Here is a 22,122-nt window from a genome sequence, read left to right as displayed (position 1 = left end):
CCCCACCAGTCGACTGTCACCAACGTGATGGCCGGGTACATCTAGACCGGTGAGGACGTCCCCGCGCCCTACATCAGGGCCGTGGCCGAACTCGGGGCCGCGACCGAGATGCTCGTCCACCACGTCGAACGCGGCACCCCACCACCGGGGCTGCGCGCCGAGCTTCTCGAGATCGCCACACACACCGGCGCGCGGGCGCCCGGGGCAACACTCTCGGCCGAGGTGATCAGGGCCCAGGTGAGGTCGATGCTGGTGGACTACCTGATGATCATCGGCGACACCGCCGAGGAGGCCCGAGCTCAGGTGCGCAGCGTCTGCACCGACTGAGGCCCGGGCTCACCGTGGCGGCGCCAGACCGACACGTGCGACTCGCTATCGGCGGTGAAGGGCTCGCGGGACCACCCGGCATACCGGCCCTCGAGTTCCATCCCGGCGAGCTGGGCCATGAGGTCGAGCTCGCTCGGCCAGACGTAGCGGAAGTTGTGGGTCCCCCGGCGGTAGGTGCCGTCGGGCTGACGGGTGAAATGGTGCGAGATCGCCTGCTGGGTCACGACATCGTAGGTGTCGACGCCGAGGTGCGAGTCCGAGATGTCGAAGGGCACGCCAGCCTGGCCCGGTGGGAGGCGTCGCAGTGACGGCACCTCGACCTCGATGACGAAGCGCCCACCCGGCCCGAGGTGGCGAGCCGCGTTGCGGAAGCACGCGACCTGCTCCGCCTGGGTGCGGAGGTTGCCGATCGTGTTGAAGACGAGATAAACGAGCGAGAACTCGCCCGGGACAACGATCGTGGCCATGTCACCGATCGTCACGGGGAGGTCGGGGCGTTTGGCGTGGACACGGTCGACCATCGGCTGGGAGAGCTCGATCCCCGTGACGTCGACGCCGCGCTCCGCCAACGGGATCGCGACGCGACCGGTGCCGATCGCGAATTCGAGCGCGCGGCCCTCGCGGGCGAGATCGGCGAGCAGGTCCACCGTCGGGGTGAGCACGTCGGGGGCGAACATGTCGGCGACCGCCTCGTCGTAACGATCAGCGGCGTCGGCATCCCACAGGTCACTGGTCGTCATGCCCACGACTCTCGCGCAGTCGAGTCGCGGGGCGCCACTGGAATGGCAGCGGCGAGTTGCTGCTGCTCTCGGCAGGCTGCTCTGGCTCGGGCGCCGCCGCGCGGACCGGTGACGTCGCGCCCTCAGGCGGTTCGACCGAGCAGGGCGAGGGCACGCGTCTGACGGTCGGCGTTGTCGGCGACCTCGACCGGAGGGCGGCAGATGCCGTCGGCATAGAGGTGCTCGCCGAACGCGGGCACCATGGCCTCGATGATGCTCAACTCGTCGTCCGACAGCGAGTCGTCGAGGCCTGCAGCGCGGGCAACGTCCCAGCGGTGGACCAGGAGGTCGAAGCCATAGAAGGTCGCCATGGTCTGTCCCACCGTGGTGGGGCCGAAGTGGCCCGCGTAGCTCGTGTCGGCAACGGACGGAAGCACCGCACGCACGGCGGCGTCGTGCGCGGCCCAGAGGTCCCGCGGGTCGTCCGTGGCGGGCAGGGCCTGCAGGTCGGTGTGCTGGGTGAGGAAGTCGCGTTGGGTGGTGACGACGTGCTCGACGACGTCGGAGGCGGTCCAGCCCTCACAGGGGGACGGCGCGTCCCAGTCCGGGACGGCAGCGACGGTGGCGGTGAAGCGATCGGCCTGTGCGGCATACGTTGTGTCCATGGCGACGACGTTAGGGACCGCAGCGAGATGAGGAATTGATGAAACCCGACAAGGCCCGCCAGCGATTGGACGACGTCGAGCGCGCCCATCTCATCGACCCGCGTGAGTCCTTCTATGCCATCGACCGCTTCGGCGCCGCGCCCGACCTCACTGATCTCGTCCGTCGGCACTGGGTGCCGGTGTGGGACCTGCCCGAGGGCGAGTCCTCGACCCAGCAGGTGCTGCAGTATCCGGTCTGCCTGATCGTCATCTCCGACACCTATGCCCGCTTCTATGGGGTCCAGTCAGGGTTGTCACGGACGACGCTGACGGGCGCGGGTTGGGCCAGCGGAGTCATGTTGCAGCCCGCCGCGGGCCGGCTCGTCCTGGGCACGGACGTGAGCGTGGTGACCGACCGGTTCATCGAGGCCAGCGAGGTGATCGGTGGGTCGATCGTCGACGCCGTCCGGGCGGCCATGCACGACCCGACGGACCCACGCTGCCGGCGCGCGTCGGCCGACCTGCTCGAGGGCGCCCTCCGGGGCTCGCTGCCGGTGGACGAGGAAGGACTGCTGGTCAACGCCATCGTCGAGGCCGTGGAGGGCGAGCCCGGCCTGACGCACGTGGCCCAGCTGTGTGAGCGCTTCGGCGTCAGCGAGCGCAGCCTGCAGCGATTGCTCCGGCGCCGCCTCGGGCTCAGCCCCAAGTGGCTCATCCAGCGTCGTCGGCTGCACGAGGCGAGCGAGCGGTTGCGCGCGGGGCCCGGCGATCTGGCCGGCGTGGCACACGACCTGGGCTATGCGGACCAGGCGCATTTCACGCGCGACTTCCGACGTGTCACGGGGATGACGCCTGGGTCCTTCGCCCGACGGTTCAGCTGAGCAGGTCTGCCGGGGTGATCGTGACCGGGAAGGGCAGCGCCGCCGTCCACGACGAGTCCTCCTGGACGTGGGCCACCTCGACATAGCGGCCACCTCCAATGCGCTCAGGGCCGATCTGGGCCCGCGCGACGACGAGCACGTCCGGCTGCAGCACGGTGTCGTCGGCGACGGCCACGTTGGTGGTCGCGTGCAGCACGCGCAGGTGCAGCGGGCATCGCTCCTGCAGGACGCCGACCAGATTGCCGCTCATCGTTGGTGGGACGGTTTGCGCGACGGTGTCACGACCAGGGCGCCATCGATGAGCTCATGGCGGTGCCCGTCGTCAGGCAGCGCGTCGCGCTCCTCACGGGTCCACCGTCGCTGATCGAGAACCAACGTCATGGCGTCCATGGATCGCCTCTTCCCTCCATGGTGACCAGAGTCGCCGGCCGGACGAACGCGGTCGAGCGCACGCGGCATACCTGTGGATGACACACCCGGGACGCGACCGCCTGTGCACGGCCGCGCCCGGCGCGCGGAGGGTCAGACGTTGCGGCGGTACTGGCCCCCGACCTCGAAGAAGGCGTCCGTCACCTGCTGCAACGAGCAGACCCGCGCGGCATCCATGAGGACGGCAAAGACGTTGTCGCCCTTGACCGCTGCGTCCTTGAGCCGCGCCAGCGCCTCCTCGGCCTCGGTGCGGTGACCGTCGCGATAGGCGCGGACCCGCGAGAGCTGGCTCTCCTTCTCCGACTCCGACGCCCGCGCCAACTCGACGTGCTGCGGGGTGCCGTCGTCGGCGGCCGGGTTGCGGAAGGTGTTGACGCCGATGATGGGCAGCGAGCCGTCGTGCTTGCGGTGCTCGTAGAGCATCGACTCGTCCTGGATCCGGCCACGCTGGTAGCCGGTCTCCATCGCGCCGAGGACGCCCCCGCGCTCGTTGATCCGGTCGAACTCGGCGAGCACCGCGGCCTCGACGAGGTCGGTCAACTCCTCGATGATGAACGACCCCTGGAGCGGGTTCTCGTTCATCGCTAGGCCCCACTCACGGTTGATGATGAGCTGGATCGCCAGCGCACGGCGCACCGACTCGGCACTGGGTGTGGTCACGGCCTCGTCAAAAGCGTTGGTGTGCAACGAGTTCGCGTTGTCATAGATCGCGATCAGCGCCTGCAACGTGGTGCGGATGTCGTTGAAGTCCATCTCCTGCGCGTGCAGCGAGCGACCGCTCGTCTGGACGTGGTACTTCAGCTTCTGGCTGCGCTCGTTGGCGCCGTACTTCTCCTTCATCGCGATCGCCCAGATGCGGCGGGCGACGCGACCGATGACGGAGTACTCCGGGTCCATGCCGTTGGAGAAGAAGAACGACAGGTTCGGCGCGAAGTCGTCGATGTCCATGCCGCGTGCCAGATACGACTCCACATAGGTGAAACCGTTGGCGAGCGTGAACGCGAGCTGGCTGATCGGGTTCGCCCCGGCCTCGGCGATGTGATAGCCGGAGATCGACACCGAGTAGAAGTTGCGCACACCCTTCTCGATGAACCACTCCTGGATGTCGCCCATCATCCGCAGCGAGAACTCCGTGGAGAACAGGCAGGTGTTCTGGCCCTGGTCCTCCTTGAGGATGTCGGCCTGGACCGTGCCGCGCACGTTCTGCAGGGCGTATGCCGTGAGCTCCTCGCGCTCGGCGCCGCTGGGCTCCCGGCCCTCCCGGGCGACGAAGGCCTCGACCTGCTGGTCGATGACGGTGTTGAGGAAGAAGGCGAGGATGGTCGGCGCGGGGCCGTTGATCGTCATCGAGACGCTCGTCGTCGGCGCGACGAGGTCGAAGCCGTCGTAGAGGGCCTTCATGTCGTCGAGCGTCGCCACGGAAACACCCGAGGTGCCGACCTTGCCGTAGATGTCGGGGCGCGGATCGGGGTCGCGGCCGTAGAGGGTCACCGAGTCGAAGGCGGTCGACAGCCGGGTGGCGGGCTGACCCTCGGAGACGAGCTTGAAACGACGGTTCGTGCGGAAGGGATCCCCTTCGCCGGCGAACATGCGCGCCGGGTCCTCGTTGTCGCGCTTGAAGGGGAAGACCCCGGCGGTGAAGGGGAAGTAGCCGGGGAGGTTCTCGCGGCGCAGGAAGGTGAGTAGGTCACCCCGGTCGTGCATCCGCGGCAGCGCGACGCGACGAATCGGGTTGCCGGACAACGACTCCTTGACGAGCTTGGTGTGCAACTCCTTGTCGCGGATCTTGACCACGTGCTCGTCGCCCGAATACTGCTCGACGACCGACGGCCACTGGGACAGCAGTCCGCGGACGTCCTTGGGCAGGTCCTCCTCGGCCGTCGCGATCAGGCGGTCCAACTCATCGGACCCATGCTCCCCCAAGGCCTCCCGCGCGGTGGTGAGGTGCTGAGCGCGACGTGCGTGGGCGGCATACTCCTCCGTCTTGGCGTGATACCCACGGATCGTCTCGGTGATCTCGGAGAGATAGCGGACTCGTGAGGACGGGACGACCTGGCGAAGGACCGAGGAGTGGCGCACGTCGACGGCGGGCAGGACGCCCTCGGAGAGTCCAAGACCCCTGTCGGACAGCAGGGTTCGCAGCTCTTGGTAGAGCGCGGTGACACCGTCGTCGTTGAAGGTCGCGGCCGAGGTGCCGAAGACGGGCATGTCCTCGGGCTTCTTGCCGAAGGCGTTGTGGTTGCGGACGAGCTGGCGGCCGACGTCGCGCAGGGCGTCCATGGCGCCGCGGCGCTCGAACTTGTTGATCGCGACGACGTCGGCGAAGTCGAGCATGTCGATCTTCTCGAGCTGGCTGGCCGCGCCGTATTCGGGGGTCATGACATAGAGGGCGACGTCGGCGAAGTTCGTGATCGCGCCATCGCCCTGGCCGATCCCGGGGGTCTCGATGATGACGAGGTCGTAGGCCGCGGCCTTGAGGATGGTGACGACCTGGGCGAGCTCGTCGGGCACCTCGCGCCCACCGCGAGTGGCGAGCGAGCGGAAGTAGACGCGGTCGCCGTCGAGCGAGTTCATGCGGATGCGGTCACCCAGGAGGGCGCCGCCACCCTTTCGGCGGGTCGGGTCGACGGCGACGACGGCAATCCGCAACTTGTCCTGCTGGTCGACGCGGAAGCGCCGCACCAGCTCATCGGTGAGCGAGGACTTGCCCGAGCCACCAGTGCCGGTGATGCCCAGGACGGGCGTGGAATGAGTGGCCGCTGCAGCGGTGAACTCGGCCAGGTCCGCGTCGGTGAGGCGGCCGAGCTCAGCCGCCGAGATGGCTCGCGAGACGGCGGACCGATCACCGGCGAGCACGCCGTGGACGTCAACGCCCTTGACCTCGGTGACGTCGAAGTCGCAGTCCGCGACGACTTGGTTGATCATCCCGACCAGGCCGAGTTTCTGGCCGTCCTCGGGGCTGAAGATGTGGACGCCCGACTTCTTCAGGCGCTCGATCTCGTCGGCGACGATGACGCCGCCACCGCCCCCGACGACCTTGACGTGCGGCGCGCCGGCCTCACGCAAGAGCTGCACGAGGTATTCGAAGTACTCGACGTGCCCGCCCTGGTAGGACGAGACGGCCACACCCTGCGCGTCCTCCTCGATCGCCGCATCGACGACCTCCTGCACGGAGCGGTTGTGGCCCAAGTGGATCACTTCGGCGCCCTGGCTCTGCATGATCCGCCGCATGATGTTGATCGAGGCGTCGTGACCGTCGAAGAGACTGGACGCGGTGACGATGCGCACCGGGTTCGTCGGGACATGGAGTTCGGGCTTGGCCTGCTGGGTCATCGATGACTCCTCGGGATGGCTGTTCCGAAAATAGTAGGACGTCCTAGTACTTACTCGCGAGTCGCGAAGACGCTAACTCACCAATAGCCGCCAACTCACCAATAGTGCACTTTCGGTGGCACCCCGTCGCGGCCCAAGCCACATCGAAGGCTCCCCAGCCGACCGGAGTTTCAACCAAGCCGACCGAAAACTCACTATTGGTGAGATTCAGTGAGCCTGGCTCCACGCGAACGGGTCCTCCGCGGTGGCGGCCAACAGCCAGTGAGCAGGAGCATCGAGGAACTCCACATCGATGGCCTCGAGCGGCACGTCAGCCATCAGCCGGCGCCAGGACTCAGCGCGATGCAGGGCCGACATCCGCTCGGCCGCGGGGAGCAGACGCCGCAGCTCCTGTGCAGGCGCGAGGTCGGTCCACGACTCCAGGTAGGCATCGATGACCCGCTCGTACTCCGGCGCTCCGGGCGGAAAGGGCAACCGGGTGCGCATGACCCAGAGCAGGGGGCGCACCGAGGCGAAGGGGTGGCTCCACACCGCATCGCCGAGGTCGATGAACGCGATCCCACCGTCCCTGCCACGCATGGCGTTCCAAAGGTGGAGATCGTTGTGCTCCACCGATTCCGGGATGCCGCTCGCCTCCAAGCGCGCAGCATCCTCCCCGAGTCGACCCAGGCCGGCCTCGACCTGCCGGCGTCCCTCGAGGTCGAGCCGCCGTCCATCCCCCTCGGGAAGGCCAGCGAGATGGTCGGCCAGCGCCACGGCATACGAGATGGCATTCGAGTCCTCGAATGCCGGGACGCGAGCGGCCCGCATGGCGGGCTCACGACCCGGCAGCCGCCGCTGGACCTCACTCCAGGCACCCGCCACCTCCGCGACCTCAGCCGCGGCCTCGCGGTCATCAGCTGGTCGGTGCTCTCCGATCGGGTCGCCGAGGTCGGCGGTGAGCAACCAGCCCCGCGCCCGCTCCACGCCGAGCAACGGCGGGACCCGATCGGGAGCGACACGGGCGACCTCCTCCATCAGCGTCGCCTCGAAGGACTGCGAGGGTGCGTTCTCCTTGAACCAGGCCCATCCCCCGGCGACCGGCACCTTGAGGACGACCGACCAGAACCGCACCAGGTGCTCCTGGATGGGTCCGGTCACGTCGGCTTGTGCTCGAATCCAGGTGTGCGCCTCGGCGCGCCAGCTCCCCGAGCGCCACAAGGTTGGCAGGTCACGCTCAGCCGCGGCGTCCATGGACGTGAGTATGCCGCGGTGAGACCGATCGCGCAGGCGACGCAGCACCCACCATTGCCCCCGGCGGACTGCTGCCCTAGCCTGACGACCATCGCTCGATCCGGGGGGAATCCATGAGCCAGGGCAATGTTGCCGTCACCGCACCGACCATCGCCGACCAGGGCCGTCGCCGGTGGGTGATCCCCCTCGTCGCGTGCCTGGCCGTCTTCGCCTTCCCGGCCATTCTCAACGGGGCGCCCGTCACCGGAGGGGCGTTGACCGACCTGATCCCGGCGGTCCTCTTCGACCCCCTCGCGGAGTCCGTGCCGGCCCTGCTGCCGATTGCCAAACTGTTGCTGCTCAGCGTGGCGGTCGCCGGCCTGCTGGGGGTGCGCCACCATGCCCGGATCATCCTGGGGTACTACGCCGCCATCCTCGTCGTCATCGCCCTGACCCAGAACGCCGCCGACCTAGGCGATCGCGGATTCGCTCTCATCACCGGCAATGCCGTCGGCCAGCTCATCGTGGCCACAATGGCGTTCATCGGGCTGCGCTCCGCGACCGACAACTCGACCCTGAGGCGCGGGCGGCTGTGGGTCACCCCGCTCATGGCCCTGGCGTGGCTCTATCCGTTCGTGCTCGATGACGGCGTGGTCCGCCCGGGGCTCGACGTCTTCAATGGCGCCGGAGTGACCTACTGCATGGTGACGCCGGTGATCGCCGGCCTGCTCTTCCTGCGCCCCGATGGTTTCGCCCGCACCACCGGACTGGCCGTTGGTGCCCTCGGCGTGGTCTTCGGCCTGCTCAACCTCACGACGTGGTGGGTCGCGCACCCGGAGAATTGGTGGATGGGGGTACTGCACGTCCCCCTCTTCGTCGTGAGTCTGGCGCTCGCCGTCACCTCTGCTCGGCGAGCCAGGTGATCGCCTCGGCGTAGCCGTCGATGCCGCGCCCGATCACCTGATGCGCGGTCACGTCGGTGAGGTAGGAGTGGTGCCGGAAGGGTTCCCGCGCGTGGATGTCGCTGATGTGCACCTCGACGACAAGGACCCGGCACGCCGAGACGGCGTCGCGCAGGGCGACTGAGGTGTGGGTGTAGCCCCCGGCGTTCAGGACGATGCCCGCGATGCCACGACGCCCCTCCTGGACCCAGTCGATGAGGGCGCCCTCATGGTTGGACTGACGGCAGTCAGCGGTGAGCCCGAGCGCCGCGGCGGCCACCTGGCAGCCGTCCTCCAGATCGGCGAGCGTGGCGTGCCCATAGACCTCCGGCTCCCGTTCCCCCAGCAGGTTGAGGTTGGGCCCGTTGATCACCAGGACGGTGCGCTCATCCATGGCAGGAGTATGCCGGTAACCTCACCTCCCGTGACCGGCCTCATCAGAAGGCGAGCGGGTCCCGCCGGAGGCGACCACCCACTGTGCCCGCGAGCGCTTCATCGAGGAGATTCGCGGCTAGGTGGCGGGGCCCACCTCCTGACGTCGGCGGTCAGCGGTATGCCGTGGGGCAGACTCCCGTCGGCGTCCCCACCTGGGCCTGGGCACGGGCCATCCGCTCCCGGCCCATGTTCCACGAGGTCCAACTGTCGTCCGTCGACGTCGAGGTACCCGTCAGGGCGCAGGCCGCCATCTCGCGTGGGAAGTTCGCGACGATCGCGGCCGAGCCGTCCGGGGCCAACTGCGAGAGGTAGTCGACGTCGACCTTCCCGGTTGCCTCGTAACGTGCCGCATTGAGCTCGACGACACGTGCGTCGAGATTCACCAGCGGTAGGGCCACCGCGAGGGCTGAGGCGGAGAAAAGAGCCGCCCGCGCGGCCCACGCCCACGACCAGCCGGCCGCGGCCGCCCCGACGAGGATGACGACGAGGGCCAGCCAGCCCTCCGCGAGGGCCGCGGTGATGCGTGCCGTCGTGAAGCCATAGGCGTCCTGGTAGAGCCAGAGCCGGTGCAGCGCGGAACCGACGACGAGGAGGGAGAGCGCCGTCATCGTGAGCACGACGCCGCGCTTGATCGACCGGTCGGCCGCGGTCTGCTCGCTCGCGAACCAGCGGATGAGGGCGAGCACCACGGTCGTCAGGAGGGTGACCACGACGAGCTGGCCGAAGCCCTGCCGGGCGTACTCGGCATACGTCAGGCCGGTCGTGCGCAGCACGTGCTCCTTGCCGCCGAAGAGGGCGCTGGCCTGAGCGGCGAGGAAGACCACGAAGAGCACGAGCACCGCGCCGGCCGGCACGAGCCATTCGAACCGGTGCTTGGCCGGGCGCGGCGTCAGGGCCAGGTCCGGGTCCGGGTCGGCGGCCGGCGGGTTGAGGGCGACGTAGCAGGCGGTGAGGGTCAGCCCGGTGATGAAGGTCCACAGGAAAGCGCGCAGGGTGAGCTCGCTCCACTGCCAGTCCGGGACCAGCGCCTTGGCCCAGGAGCCGACGATCGCATCCGCCGAGGCGAAGAGCGCACCGAAGACGATGACGCCCAGGACGGTCAGGGCGCCGGCCCGCAGGACGGCCCAGAGGTTGCGGCGGGCGCTGAGCCGGCCGAGGGTGCGTCCGAGGAGGGGCAGTCCGCGGATCGCCGCGAGCACCCAGGCCAGGCCGGAAATCAGCAGGCCGACGATCGTGCGTGCCTTGGTGAAGGCTGACATGAACAGCGGTGTGGCGAGGACGAGTCCGAGCACGGCGAGCCCGGGCTCCGCGCGCAGGGTGAAGACGGAGACGGCAACGAGACACAGCGCCCAGACGGCCAGTGCCCAGGGCGAGCGCCAGACCCGACCGACGACGAAGGCGAGCGAGCCGCCCAGCGCCATGACGAGGGAGACGGCCAGGCCCACACCGTTCATCAGGGGCAGCAGGACCGCGCCGATGATGCCGACGCCGGCGGCCGCAGCGAGGATCGCAACCTGTGGCCCGCAGTGGCGCTCGGGCCAGAAGCGGCCCCAGAAGTCCGGGCGAGGGGCGGCGGGCGGGACCGACGGGACGGTCGGCGCGACTGCGGACGACATGGTGGACTCCTGGGTGGGGCTGGACGAGGGGGTATGCCGCCCGGTTGCGGCCTGAGCCACCACGGCCGGTGCCGCTGCGGCTCCGGGTGCGGGCGTGTCTGCGGAAGGGGCCTGCGATGGCTGGGGAGAGGGGAGCACGGGGGTGCGCGGCAGCTGCAGGGCCAGGTGCGCACCGGACTCTGCGTCGAGGGCATCGATCCGGCCGCCGTGCATCTCGACGACCCAGCGGGCGATGGCCAGGCCGAGCCCGGAGCCACCGGACGTCGGATCGGTGGACCCGAACCGCTGGAAGATACGGTGTCGCTGCTCGGGCGGGATGCCGGGACCCTCGTCGCGGACGTCGAGGACCCAGTCGCTGCCGTCGACGCGGGCGTCGACGCGGACGACGCCCCCGGCCGGACTGTGGCGGTCGGCGTTGTCGAGCAGGTTGACGATGACCTGGGTGAGACGAGCGCGATCGGCGGTGACCGACAGGCTCTCCGGCGTGACGGTGACGACATGGCGCACGTCCCGGGGCCGGAGCTCGGCCTCGGCGACGCAGGCAGACAGCAACTGGGCGACGTCGACGCGCGCGAGGGCGAGCCGACCGGCGCCGCCGTCGATGCGGGAGAGGTCGAGCAGGTCGTTGACGAGGTCGGACAGTCGCTCGGCCTGGGCGAGTGCGGTGCCGAGGGTTCGTTCGTCGGGAGCGACGACGCCGTCGGCGAGGTTCTCGAGCACGGCGCGCTGCGCGGCCAGTGGCGTGCGCAGTTCGTGTGAGACGGTGGCGATGAGGGCACGGCGTTGCTCGTCCTGGGTGGCCAGATCCTCGGCCATGGCGTTGAACGACCGGGCCAGCGTGCCGACCTCGTCGGCGGAGGTGACGTCGATGCGTTCGGACCACTGCCCGCCGGCCATGCGGGAGGCGGCACGCGTCATGTCCTGCAGCGGGGTCACCATGCCGCGGGCCAACCAGCGGGTCGCGCCGAGGGCGGCGGCGATCGTCACCGGGCCGGAGACGAGGGTGGGCACGCCGGCGCGGCGCCCGATGGCGGCGACGACGAGGACGGCGACGGTGCTCGCGACGACGAGGAGCCCGAGTTTGACGCGGATCGACGTGATCCCCGCCAGTGGCCCCCGAGCGTTGGGTTCGGCGGTCACGGTCGGGCCTCTGCGGCATACCCGACGCCGTGGACGGTGCGGATCCGGTCGGCACCGATCTTGGCGCGCAGGGCCTTGACGTGGGAGTCGAGGGTCCGCGTGCCGTAGGCATCGGCCCAGCCCCACACGTCGCGGAGCAACTGGTCGCGTTCGAAGACCCGCCCGGGGGCCTCGGCGAGGACCCGCAGGAGGTCGAATTCCAGTGGCGTCAGGTGGATCTCGCTCCCCTGGACTGTCACGCGTCGCGCGCTGGGGGTCACCGTGAGGCCGCCGACGACGAGGTCGGTCGAGGTCGGCTGCGCCGCGAGCTCGGCGGCCCGCTCGACGCGCCGGAGCAGGGCCTGGACGCGCGCGACGACCTCGCGCATGCGGAAGGGCTTGGTCACGTAGTCGTCGGCCCCTACCGCGAGCCCGACGAGGATGTCGGTCTCGTCGTCGCGGGCAGTGAGCATGAGCAATGGCACGGGCCGGATGGCCTGGATGCGGCGGCACACCTCGAGGCCGTCGAAGCCGGGAAGCATGATGTCGAGGAGGACCACGTCGGGCGGGTCCGCGGTGAACGCCTCGACGGCGCCCGGGCCGTCGAAGGCGCGTGTCACGGCATACCCCTCGGCCTCGAGGCGCAGGGTGAGCGACTCGTTGATGACCTCGTCGTCCTCGACGACGAGTAGGCGGGCGGGAGTCGCGGTCATGGCACTGACTCTAGGGAGGCGCGTGCGGGGGGCGCCCACAGGAAATGTGCGCGTCCTGTGAAGACTCAGGCTCCAGTCATCGCCGGAGCGCGGTGCTGGGAACGGTATGCCGTGGGGCTGATCCCGGTGCACGCCTGGCAGTGCTGCAAGAGCAGGGCCGCGTTGCCGAAGCCGGGCCGCGTCGCGACCTGCTCGACCGGCAGGTCGCTCTCCTCGAGCACCTCACGGGCACGGATCACACGTTGCTCGGTGAGCCACTGGTGCGGTGTCGTGCCCGTCTCGGCGACGAAGGGCCGGGCGAAGGTGCGTGGTGACATCGCGGCACGTCGGGCCAGGTCGCCGATCGGGTGTGGCTCCTCGAGCCGCTCGAGCATGTGGGACAGGACCGGGCCGGCACCGTCGGCGCTGGTGACCGGCACGGTGCGGTCGATGAACTGCTGTTGGCCACCATCCCGGTGGGCGGCGACGACCGCACCGTGGGACCACGTCGGCCCCGACGGGCGTCAGCGCCTGCGCCGCCCGATGAGATAACCCAGGGCGATCGCCAGCAGGGCCCCGATCGCATGCGGGGCATAGCTCTTGAGGAGCACCGGCAGCACCGTCGCCCCCAGGTCGATCGAGTCGTCACTTGCCGCCCGCGAGGCGGCCGGTCGGGTCGTCGCCGCCCCAGAGGTATGCCGCGGGGCCGGCGCAGGTGCGGCGGCGGCGACCGGCTGGCTCTCCCCGAGACCCTCGGCGACCTCGGCCGGTGACAGGGCCATGCCCTCGTCGTCAGCGACCTCCGCGCGAAATTGCGCGAACGACTCCCCGTGCGAGCGCCCCTCTCCCTCTGCGGCGTTGTTCCCAGTTGCCGCGGTTGTCCCGGGGTCGGCGGGCGCGCTGAACTGGCCCTCGATGCAGCCGATGAACTGCTGGAGCAGCTTGTCCGAGACGTCCTGCATGACGCCACGCCCGAACTGCGCCGGCTTGCCGGTGATCGCCAGTTCGGTCGTCACGTCGACCCGCGTGTGGGCGCCACCCTCCGCCGGGGCCAGTTGCATGGTCACCGTGGCGCCGGCCGTGCCATTGCCCCTCTTGTCCTTGCCCTTGGCCTCGATGACCGCCCGGTGCGCGGCATCGTCACGCTCGACGAAAGCGCCCGTCCCGGCATACTGCAAGGCGATCGGGCCCAGCTTGACCTTGACGGTCCCGGCAAAGGACTCGCCCGTCGCCTCGGTGACCGTGGCCCCGGGGAAACACCCGCCGACCCGCTCCAGGTCCATGAAGGTCTCCCACACCAGGTCGATGGCGGCGGGGACGACGAAATCGTGGGTCAGCTCCATGAGGTCAGCCTGCCGCAGCAGCCGCGACCGCGCGACTCGTGAGCACGGTCGCGAGGTGACGCCGATAGTCCGCGTCACCGTTGAGGTCGCTCGGCGGATTCGTCCCGTCGGCGGCCGAGGAGCACGCATCGGCGACGTCGCTGGCCGACTTTCCCGCCAACGCGGCTTCGACCGAGGCGGCCCGAAGGGGCGTCGAGCCCATGTTGGTGAGCCCGATCTTGGCCTCGCTGATCGTGCCTCCGTCGGCCTTCACGGTGGCTGCCACGCCGACGATCGACCACTGGTGCGCGACCCGCACGAACTTCTCGTAGTGCGCACCCCACCCGGTGTGCTTGGGGATCCGGATCGCGGTGAGCAGTTCCCCGTCGCCCACGGCCGTCTCGAAGAGGTCGGTGAAGAAGTCCTTGGCCGCGACCGTGCGCTCGCCGCCGGGCCCGGCAATGACCATCTCGGCGTCGAGCGCGAGCACCGGGGCTCCGAGGTCTCCCGCCGGATCGGCATGGACGATGGCGCCGCCGAGCGTGCCCCGGTGACGGATCTGCGGGTCGGCCACCTCGGCCGTGGCCTTGGCGAGCAGGGCCGCATGCTCCTTGACCAGCTCGGAGTTGGCCACCTCGTCGTGCGTCGTCATCGCGCCGATGACGATGGTGTCGCCGTCCTCCCGGATGCCGCGCAGGCCCTCCACGCGCCCGAGGTCGATGACCTTCTCGGGTGCGTTGAGCCGCATGCGCAGGACCGGCAGCAGGGACTGGCCACCGGCCAGGACCTTGCCCTCGTCACCGGCCTCGGCGAGCGCCGCGAGCGCATCCTCGACGGATGTGGGGGCGACGTATTCGAACGATGACGGGATCATGACCCGCTCCCTTCACCCGTGGTGCCGGGATCGGCGTTGTTGGCTGCTTCCTCATGGAAGTGCGGTTGGGCCTGCGCGACCTCGGCCGAGCCAGCCGACTGCAGCGCCGCCCAGACCCGTGCGGGGGTGCACGGCATCTGGATGTCGTGGATGCCCCGGTCACGGACCGCGTCGACGATCGCGTTGACCACCGCCGGCGTCGACGCGATCGTGCCCGCCTCACCGACGCCCTTGGTTCCCAAGGTGTTCGTCGTCGCCAGCGAGGTCGTGTTGTCGGTCACGAAGTTGATCGTGTCGGCCGTCGTCGGCAGCGTGTAGTCGACGAAGGACCCCGTCACCAGGGTGCCGTTGTCGTCGTAGACCGCTTCCTCCCACAGCGCTTGGGCGATCCCCTGGACGAGGCCACCGTGGACCTGACCCTCGACGATGAGCGGGTTGATGACCTGGCCGATGTCGTCGACGCAGACGTACTTGCGGATCGTCGACGCCCCCGTCTCGGTGTCGACCTCCATCGCGCACAGGTGCGTGCCGTGCGGGAAGGAGAAGTCCACCGGGTCGTAGGTCGCGTCGGCGTCGATGCCCGGCTCGAGGTGGTCCGGGTAGTTGTGCGAGGCGAAGGTTGCCAGAGCCACCTCGGTGATGCCGACCCCCTTGTCGGTGCCCTTGACGGCATACCGGCCGTCCTTGAACTCGAGGTCGTCGACGCTTGCCTCGAGCAGGTGCGCCGCAAACGGCTTGGCCTTCTCGATGACCTTGTCCGCGGCCCGGACCACGGCCTCTCCGCCCACCACGAGGCTGCGTGAGCCATAGGTGTCGAGCCCCTTGTAGGCGATCGCGGTGTCGCCATGGAGGACCTCGACGTCGTCGAAGGGCACACCGAGCCGGTCGGCCACGATCTGGCTCCACGCCGTCTCGTGACCTTGGCCGTGCGGAGACGTGCCAGTGATGACCTCGACCTTGCCGGTCGGGAGCATCCGGATCGCCGCCGATTCCCAACCCCCGGCCCCATAGGACAGCTGACCCAGCACCCGCGAGGGGGCCAGTCCGCACATCTCGGTGAAGGTGGAGACGCCGATGCCGAGCTGGACCGGGTCACCACTCTGGCGGCGCTGCTTCTGCTCGGCCCGCAACTCGTCGTAGCCGAAGAGTTCCTTGGCGCGAGCCGTCGCGGCTTCGTAGTTGCCCGAGTCGTAGGTCATCCCCGACACCGAGACGAAGGGGAACTCCTCGTGCTTGATCCAGTTCTTCTCCCGGATCTCGAGCGGGTCGACCCCGACTTCGGCGGCGAGTTCGTCCATCAGCCGCTCGATGGCGAAGGTCGCCTCAGGTCGGCCGGCGCCGCGGTAGGCGTCCACCCAGGTCGTGTTCGTCAGGACCGTCTGGCAGTTGAACTGATATGCCGGGAACTTGTAGATCGCGTGGAACATCCACGCGCCCAGGACCGGCACCCCGCCACCGACGATCGCCACATAGGCGCCGAGATTGGCGAGCAGGTCGACCTTCAGGCCGGTGACGGTGCCGTCCTTGGTCGCCGCGAGGGTGAGCATCTGGTACTGGTCACGACCATGGTGCGCGGACAGCAACGACTCGGACCGGGTCTCGGTGTACTTCGCCGGCTTGCCCAGCTTGCGGGCGACGGCGAGGGTGATGAACTCCTCCGGCGTGGTCTGGAGTTTGCCGCCGAACCCGCCGCCCACATCGGGGGCGATGACGCGGATCTTGCTCTCCGGCATACCGGTCGTGGCGGCGATGAGGAAGCGCAGGATGTGCGGGACCTGGGTCGAGGTCCACATCGTCACCTGCTCGCCGGTCGGGTCCACCACCGTGGAGCGCGGCTCCATGAAGGCGGGCACGAGGCGCTGCTGGCGGTACTCACGCTCGATGACGATGCCGTCCTCGCGGGCCTTGGCGATCGCCTCGTCCACGCTCCCACCGGTGCCGGCCTCGGCGGAGTCCAGCCGCCAGAAGGCCGACTTGTTGGTGCCCTTGTCGGGGTGGGCGAGGACCTCGTCCTTCAGCGCCTCCTTGGCGTCGAGGACGGCCGGCAACTCCTCGTAGTCCACATCGACGAGTTCGGCGGCATCACGGGCCGCCGCGGCCGATCGGGCGACGACGACGGCGACGATCTCGCCGGCGCACGCGACGTGCTCGGTCACCATGGGCAGGTGGTCGGGCGTGACCTGCTCGGGCGTGATCGGCCAGGCGTTGGCGCAGGCGCCCATGCCGTCGGGGAAGTCCGCGGCGGTGTAGACGGCGACGACATTGGTCGCGCCCTTGGCGGCCTCGGTGTCGATCGACGTCACCTTCGCGTGGGCGAAGGGGCTGCGGACCATGGCCAGGTGGAGCATGCCGGGGAGCACGATGTTGTCGGTCCACTTGGTGCGGCCGGTGATGAGGCGCTGGTCCTCCTTGCGACGGCGTGCCTTGCCGATCTCCGCACTCTCTGCGGGGCGCTCGTCCACTGCGGTCATCTCAGTCACCGACCTTGCTGCTCGAGACGGCGGCCGCACCGGGCGCCTTGGCGGCGGCAGCGACGGCCTTGACGATGTTGTGATAGCCGGTGCACCGACACAGGTTGCCCTCGAGGCCGAGGCGGATCTGCTCCTCGGTCGGGTCCGGATGGGTGTTGAGCACGTCGATGGCCTGCATGATCATTCCCGGTGTGCAGTAGCCACACTGGAGCGCGTGGTGCTCGTGGAAGGACTCCTGCATCGGGTGCAGTCCGGCCTCGGTGGCCAGCCCCTCGATCGTCGTCACCTCGTGGCCGTCGACCTGGACGGCCAAGACATTGCAGGACTTCACGGAGCGGCCGTCGAGGTGCACGGTGCAGGCGCCGCAGTTGCTCGTGTCGCACCCGACCACCGTCCCCACCTTGCCGAGGGTCTCGCGAAGGTAGTGGACCAACAAGGTCCTGGGCTCGACGTCGTCGGAGTACTTCGCTCCGTCGACGGTGACGGTGATTCGGGTCATCCTGACTCCCTTGTCGCGGATTGGTCGATGCCCATGATCCTTCCGTGACCTCGTCGCGGTGACAAGGGTCACCGCTGGGTATGCCGTGCTGCCACTCAGTCCCCGGGGTGGTGGATCGGGCCGCCGCGCTCGCCGAGTCGCTCGCCCCGTCCGCCCCAGCGCAGGGCGATGATCTCGGCGACGATCGACACGGCCGTTTCCTGTGGTGTGCGGGCCCCGAGGTCGAGGCCGATCGGGGACGACATCCGCCCGATCTCCGCTGCGGACAGTCCTGCCTCCTGCAGGCGTGCCAGGCGGTCCTCGTGCGTGCGACGGGACCCCATCGCGCCGACGTAGCCGACCTCGGGCAGTCGCAGGGCCACCTCGAGCAGTGGCACGTCGAACTTCGGGTCGTGGGTGAGGACGCAGATCACCGTCCGGGCATCGATCCGCCCGGCATCCCGCTCCTCGGTGAGGTACTTGTGGGGCCACTTGACGACGACCTCGTCGGCCTCCGGGAAACGGGTGGCGGTCGCGAAGACCGGGCGTGCGTCGCAGACGGTCACGGCATACCCGAGGAAGGACCCCTGCGCGGCAACCGCCGCCGCGAAGTCGATCGCCCCGAAGACGAGCATCCGCGGGCGGGGGGCGTGGGCCGACACGAAGACCTGCATGCCCTCGCCCCGACGCTCGCCGTCCGGACCGTAGGTGAGCGTCTTGGACTCGCCGAGGGCGAGCAGGCCGCGGGCGTCGTCGAGGACGGCAGCATCGGCGCGCTCGCTGCCGATGCTGCCCTGGGTCGGCGCCCCTTCGGGTCGCACGATGACGCGTCGTCCCACCCGGGCCGGATCCGGGTGGGTGACAACTGTCGCGACGGCGACCGGTCGCTCCGCACGGATGTCGGCCGCGACCTCCCCCAACTCGGGGAAGGTGTCTTGTGACACCGGCTCGACGTGGACGTCGAGGATGCCGCCGCACGTCAGGCCGACCCCGAGCGCGGTCTCGTCGGAGATGCCATAGCGCTGCAGCACAGGGCTTCCGGAGGCCATGACCTCCTGGGCCAACTCATACACCGCGCCCTCGACACACCCACCGGACACCGAGCCGATGGCCTCGCCGGCCTCGGTGACGAGCATCGAGGCCCCCGGTGGGCGCGGCGCCGACTGGAAGGTCGCGACCACGGTGCCCATGCCGATGGTCTGGCCCGCCTCCCAGCGGGCAAGGAGTTCGTCGAGGACCTCACGCACGGGCCACCACCTCCGTCAGCTCCTCGAAGGCGGCCAGCGAGTGGCCGGCGACGAAGTCGTCGATGTGGGGCAGGCAGGCGACGATCCCTGCCTGGATCGGTTGGTAGGCCGCGCTCCCCCGATGCGGGTTCGCCCAGACGACGCGGTGGGCCAGGGTCTGGAGGCGGCGGACCTGCTCGCCGAGGGCCTCCGGCGCATCCCGCTCCCAGCCGTCGCTGAAGATGACGACGACTGCACCGCGTGCCATGCCCTTGCGGCCCCAGCGTCGGAGGAAGACGTCGACGCCCTCGGCGAGTCTGGTCCCGCCGGACCAGTCCGGGATCGCCTCTCCCGCAGCGACAATCGCGCGGTCGGCATCGCGGTGGCGGAGTGCTCGCGTCACGTGGGTCAGTCGGGTGCCGAGGGTGAACACCTCGACCGGGGCTCCGCTCATGACGAAGCGGTGGGCCAGACGGAGCAGGGTGTCGGCATAGGCACCCATCGAGCCGGAGACGTCAACGAGCAGGACGACCCGACGGGGTCTCGGACGGCGACGGCGATGGTGGATCCTCCCGGGCTCCCCGAGCCGGGTCAGGGACTCACGCAGGGTGCGTCGAGCGTCGAGTTCGCCCCGAGCGGTCGGCGTCCGCCGATGGCCACGACGCCGTGGGGCGCGCGGGTGCACGCGAGCGAAGAGCTGGTGGAGGGCTTCCTTCTCGGCCGCATCGAGGGTCGCCACGTCGCGATGACGCAGGATCTCGGAGGCCGAGGCCTGCGCAATGAGGGTGTCGTCGTCACTGGCCTCGCCCTCGCCGGCGCCGTTGTCCAGCGGTGCCCGCGTCATCGGGCGCACCTGCGGCGCCCCACCCTTGCGCCCTCCGACCTGGCCGGAGAACCACGCGGCGAAGACCGCGGCATACCTCTCATGGTCCGTCGGCGAGCCGCAGAGGGTGGCGAGCCCGGCCCGCCACACGTGGGCGACGTCCTCCATCCCGAGGGCGGCGACCGCCTCGACGAAGGAGCGCTCGCGGTCGGCCGTCACGTCGACGCCCGCCGCACGCAGTGCTCGCGCGAAACCGAGGAGGATCTCCTCCGGCGACGCGAACCACCCCGCTGGCGTGGTCATGGGGTGAGGATCCGGTCGAGCGCCGCCGAGATCCGCTGGGCATCCTCGCGATACTTCAGGGCGACTCCGAGGGTGCGGGCAGCGGACCCGGTGTCGAGCTCCCGGGTGCCAAGGGTCTGCAGTGCCCTGGCCCAGTCCAGGGTCTCGGCGACCCCCGGCGGCTTGAGCAACTCGGTGTCGGAGCGCATGGCGTGCACGGCCCGGACCACCTGTGCCGCAAGGGCCTCCGGCACCTCGGGTGTGCGCGCGCGGACGATCGCCAACTCGCGTTCGAGCCCAGGATGCTCCACCCAGTGATAGAGACACCGCCGTTTGAGGGCGTCGTGGAGCTCACGGGTGCGATTGCTCGTGAGCACGACCACGGGTGGCGTCGCGGCGACCACGGTGCCGAGCTCGGGGATGGTCACCGACCAGGTCGAGAGCACCTCGAGGAGGAAGGCCTCGAACTCGTCGTCGGCCCGGTCGATCTCGTCGACGAGCAGCACGCAGGGCGACTCGCGCAGGGCGCGCAGCACCGGGCGGGCGAGCAGGAAGCGGTCGTCGAAGAGGCTCTCCTCCACTTCACCGACATCGCGCGGTCCTCCGGCCACCGCCTCGAGGGCGCGGACGTGCAGGATCTGGCGCGGGAAGTCCCAGTCGTAGAGGGCCTGGGTCGCGTCGATGCCCTCATAGCACTGCAAGCGGATCAGCGGCACGTCCAAGGCGTCGGCGAGGGCTTCGGCGAGCGCAGTCTTGCCCGTGCCGGGCTCGCCCTCCATGAGGAGCGGCCGCCCGAGGCGCATCGCGAGCCAGGCCACGGTGGCGAGGTCGTCGTCGGCGAGGTATCCGGTCTCGCCCACCGCCGCCGCGAGGGATGCTGGATCGGGGAAGGCGGTGGCTGGATCCATGGGGTCACCCTTGCGCACGACCCCCCGGGGTGTCCACGTCCCGACCGGAGGCGAGGTCGCCGCACTCGACCAGAAGGGGCTGGTTGGTCGCCAGATACTCACGCGCCCCCCGGTCGCCGGTCGCCGACGTGGCGACGCCGGCCCAGTGGTCGCGTCCGATGAGCACCGGGTGCCCCGGCACTCCGGCGTAGGCCGCGCGCCACAGTCCCGCAGCCAACTCGCCTCGGTGTGGGGCTTGATGGGCTGCGGAATGGATCACGCGGCGATGCACCTCGCTCGTCACGTCGGGCAGGTCCACGAGGGTGACGAGCAGGGCCTCGATCTCGGCAGGGAAGGCGTCGGCGATCGCGTCGAGCCCGGCGCGCAGCGATGCCCCCATCCCCTCCGCCCAGTCGTCCGCGTCGACGATGACGACCGAGACCGGTTCCGGGGGCGACCAGACCCGCGCCCACGCACCGGAGAGCAAAATCTCACTCACGTCGTCTGCCTCGGCCCCGACCACGACGGCGATGACTCTCACCCCGGATGCCGCGAGACGGCATACCGACCGCTCCACCCAGGTGAGGTCGTCGTCCGGGTCCCGCACGAGGGCCTTGGGCCCTCCGTAGCGACTGCCCGCCCCCGCCGCGAGGACCAGGCCGGCGACGTGGGTGACGGCGGTCGCGGGTGGCTCGGCCGGGCGTTGCGCCGTCGCCATGGACTCCAGCCAGGCGGGACGGGGGTTGACCGTGTCGCCGAGCCAGCTCAGGTCGTCCTCGGCGGCCACCGCGAAGGCTTCGAGCCGGGGATCGGCCAGGAGGACTGCGGCCACCTCCTCGGCGCAGGCGATGAGCGTGAAGTCCCAGTCGATCTCGGTGGCGATGCACCAGGAGTGGTCCGCCGGCCAGATGAGGTTTGCCGACTGGGGCCAGTGCGGGCTGAAACCCGGCCAGGCCGTCACCGGCTCCTTGGGTGCGGTGAACACGCGATAGGTGCGGTGGGGCAGCGACAGCTGATCGGGCTCGCCTCGAGCCGGCGCCTCCCACGCGCCGAATCCGTCCCACACGGCGTGGAAGACGTCGCTGCTGGCGGGGCAGTGGTCGAGCACCATGCCCAAGGTCCCCGCTGGGATCGAGCCCTCCTCGGGATCCACGTCTCTCGAGCGACCACGTCCGTCGAAGGTCTCCGAAATGCACGCCCACTGCACCAGGCCATGCATGACCCTGTCGATGGTCGCGGCCACCTCCGCCCAGGTGCGACCGTCGCCCGCCGGGTGCAGCACCCGCACGATGCGGTCGAAACGGGTTGGCACCACGGCCCCGGCGGGACATCCGTGTCGGCCCCAGGGCAGCAGTCGCGGGCGGATCCAGTCACCCGTCGAACCCTCGACGCGCAGGGGGCCAGTCATCAG

At 69.9% G+C, this 22,122-nt stretch carries 21 protein-coding genes; 3 read left to right on the top strand and 18 right to left on the bottom strand.

Annotated features, from left to right (window positions below; genetic code table 11):
- The first annotated feature begins 81 nt into the window (after nucleotides 1-81).
- Nucleotides 82-327: a hypothetical protein gene (locus BN10_RS03810; RefSeq protein WP_010849841.1), complete on the top strand. Its 246-nt coding sequence runs from the start codon at nucleotides 82-84 to the stop codon at nucleotides 325-327.
- On the opposite strand, the gene BN10_RS03805 is transcribed toward BN10_RS03810, so the two are convergent.
- Both BN10_RS03805 and BN10_RS03800 read right to left on the bottom strand, forming a co-directional pair.
- Complete coding sequence (locus BN10_RS03805) at nucleotides 300-1,067, bottom strand: class I SAM-dependent DNA methyltransferase (RefSeq protein WP_010849840.1); 768 nt, start codon at nucleotides 1,065-1,067, stop codon at nucleotides 300-302. The two genes, BN10_RS03810 and BN10_RS03805, sit on opposite strands and share 28 nt — an antisense overlap.
- A gap of 122 nt (nucleotides 1,068-1,189) precedes the next feature.
- Nucleotides 1,190-1,711, bottom strand: coding sequence for a maleylpyruvate isomerase family mycothiol-dependent enzyme (locus BN10_RS03800; protein ID WP_010849839.1), 522 nt, complete (start codon nucleotides 1,709-1,711; stop codon nucleotides 1,190-1,192).
- A gap of 38 nt (nucleotides 1,712-1,749) precedes the next feature.
- On the opposite strand from BN10_RS03800, the gene BN10_RS03795 reads away from it, so the two are divergent.
- Entirely contained in the window at nucleotides 1,750-2,571 is an 822-nt protein-coding gene (locus BN10_RS03795) for a helix-turn-helix domain-containing protein (RefSeq protein ID WP_010849838.1), read from the top strand.
- On the opposite strand, the gene BN10_RS15535 is transcribed toward BN10_RS03795, so the two are convergent.
- The 4 genes from BN10_RS15535 to BN10_RS16670 form a co-directional block, all read right to left on the bottom strand.
- On the bottom strand, nucleotides 2,564-2,821 hold the full coding sequence (locus BN10_RS15535; RefSeq protein WP_010849837.1) for a hypothetical protein: 258 nt from the start codon (nucleotides 2,819-2,821) through the stop codon (nucleotides 2,564-2,566). The two genes, BN10_RS03795 and BN10_RS15535, sit on opposite strands and share 8 nt — an antisense overlap.
- Nucleotides 2,818-2,961, bottom strand: a complete 144-nt coding sequence (locus BN10_RS16675; protein WP_156917124.1) for a hypothetical protein — start codon at nucleotides 2,959-2,961, stop codon at nucleotides 2,818-2,820. Before BN10_RS16675 ends, BN10_RS15535 begins: the two co-directional genes overlap by 4 nt.
- Before the next feature lie 132 nt (nucleotides 2,962-3,093).
- Nucleotides 3,094-6,333 (bottom strand): fused isobutyryl-CoA mutase/GTPase IcmF, encoded by a 3,240-nt coding sequence (icmF, locus tag BN10_RS03785; RefSeq protein ID WP_010849836.1) that lies wholly within the window; start codon nucleotides 6,331-6,333, stop codon nucleotides 3,094-3,096.
- Nucleotides 6,334-6,540: 207 nt separating this feature from the next.
- Nucleotides 6,541-7,566, bottom strand: a complete 1,026-nt coding sequence (locus tag BN10_RS16670) for an aminoglycoside phosphotransferase/kinase family protein (protein ID WP_010849835.1) — start codon at nucleotides 7,564-7,566, stop codon at nucleotides 6,541-6,543.
- 113 nt (nucleotides 7,567-7,679) lie between these two features.
- Here BN10_RS16670 and BN10_RS03775 point away from each other — a divergent pair, with 113 nt between their 5' ends.
- Entirely contained in the window at nucleotides 7,680-8,468 is a 789-nt protein-coding gene (locus BN10_RS03775) for a hypothetical protein (RefSeq protein ID WP_010849834.1), read from the top strand.
- On the opposite strand, the gene aroQ is transcribed toward BN10_RS03775, so the two are convergent.
- The 12 genes from aroQ to BN10_RS17675 form a co-directional block, all read right to left on the bottom strand.
- Nucleotides 8,443-8,880, bottom strand: a complete 438-nt coding sequence (gene aroQ, locus BN10_RS03770; RefSeq protein ID WP_010849833.1) for a type II 3-dehydroquinate dehydratase — start codon at nucleotides 8,878-8,880, stop codon at nucleotides 8,443-8,445. The two genes, BN10_RS03775 and aroQ, sit on opposite strands and share 26 nt — an antisense overlap.
- 151 nt (nucleotides 8,881-9,031) lie before the next feature.
- The gene (locus BN10_RS03765; RefSeq protein ID WP_010849832.1) at nucleotides 9,032-11,677 is read right to left on the bottom strand and encodes a DUF4153 domain-containing protein; all 2,646 of its coding nucleotides are present in this window, start codon (nucleotides 11,675-11,677) and stop codon (nucleotides 9,032-9,034) included.
- Nucleotides 11,674-12,369: a response regulator transcription factor gene (locus BN10_RS03760; protein ID WP_010849831.1), complete on the bottom strand. Its 696-nt coding sequence runs from the start codon at nucleotides 12,367-12,369 to the stop codon at nucleotides 11,674-11,676. The genes BN10_RS03765 and BN10_RS03760 overlap by 4 nt, the downstream gene beginning before the upstream one ends.
- Nucleotides 12,370-12,434: 65 nt before the next feature.
- Entirely contained in the window at nucleotides 12,435-12,788 is a 354-nt protein-coding gene (locus tag BN10_RS03755; protein WP_010849830.1) for a helix-turn-helix domain-containing protein, read from the bottom strand.
- 84 nt (nucleotides 12,789-12,872) lie between these two features.
- Nucleotides 12,873-13,691 carry an SRPBCC family protein gene (locus tag BN10_RS03750; protein ID WP_010849829.1) on the bottom strand — a complete coding sequence of 273 codons (819 nt, stop codon included), beginning with the start codon at nucleotides 13,689-13,691 and terminating at the stop codon, nucleotides 12,873-12,875.
- A 4-nt stretch (nucleotides 13,692-13,695) separates the two neighbouring features.
- Entirely contained in the window at nucleotides 13,696-14,544 is an 849-nt protein-coding gene (locus BN10_RS03745; protein WP_010849828.1) for an FAD binding domain-containing protein, read from the bottom strand.
- Nucleotides 14,541-17,015 carry a xanthine dehydrogenase family protein molybdopterin-binding subunit gene (locus BN10_RS03740; protein ID WP_010849827.1) on the bottom strand — a complete coding sequence of 825 codons (2,475 nt, stop codon included), beginning with the start codon at nucleotides 17,013-17,015 and terminating at the stop codon, nucleotides 14,541-14,543. Before BN10_RS03740 ends, BN10_RS03745 begins: the two co-directional genes overlap by 4 nt.
- Nucleotide 17,016: 1 nt before the next feature.
- A complete protein-coding gene (locus tag BN10_RS03735; RefSeq protein WP_010849826.1) occupies nucleotides 17,017-17,514 on the bottom strand; it encodes a (2Fe-2S)-binding protein in 498 nt (165 codons plus the stop codon).
- Nucleotides 17,515-17,609: 95 nt separating this feature from the next.
- Nucleotides 17,610-18,740: an XdhC family protein gene (locus tag BN10_RS03730; RefSeq protein WP_010849825.1), complete on the bottom strand. Its 1,131-nt coding sequence runs from the start codon at nucleotides 18,738-18,740 to the stop codon at nucleotides 17,610-17,612.
- Complete coding sequence (locus BN10_RS03725) at nucleotides 18,733-19,845, bottom strand: vWA domain-containing protein (RefSeq protein ID WP_010849824.1); 1,113 nt, start codon at nucleotides 19,843-19,845, stop codon at nucleotides 18,733-18,735. The genes BN10_RS03730 and BN10_RS03725 overlap by 8 nt, the downstream gene beginning before the upstream one ends.
- Nucleotides 19,842-20,732: an AAA family ATPase gene (locus BN10_RS03720; protein ID WP_010849823.1), complete on the bottom strand. Its 891-nt coding sequence runs from the start codon at nucleotides 20,730-20,732 to the stop codon at nucleotides 19,842-19,844. Before BN10_RS03720 ends, BN10_RS03725 begins: the two co-directional genes overlap by 4 nt.
- Before the next feature lie 4 nt (nucleotides 20,733-20,736).
- Nucleotides 20,737-22,119: a nucleotidyltransferase family protein gene (locus BN10_RS17675; RefSeq protein WP_010849822.1), complete on the bottom strand. Its 1,383-nt coding sequence runs from the start codon at nucleotides 22,117-22,119 to the stop codon at nucleotides 20,737-20,739.
- Nucleotides 22,120-22,122 lie beyond the last annotated feature (3 nt).

The organism is Phycicoccus elongatus Lp2 (assembly GCF_000367525.1).
In the GTDB taxonomy this organism is placed as follows: Bacteria; Actinomycetota; Actinomycetes; order Actinomycetales; family Dermatophilaceae; genus Phycicoccus_A; species Phycicoccus_A elongatus.
The sequence above is the reverse complement of the archived record's forward strand: the minus strand, read 5'-3'. Positions and strand labels throughout refer to the sequence as shown.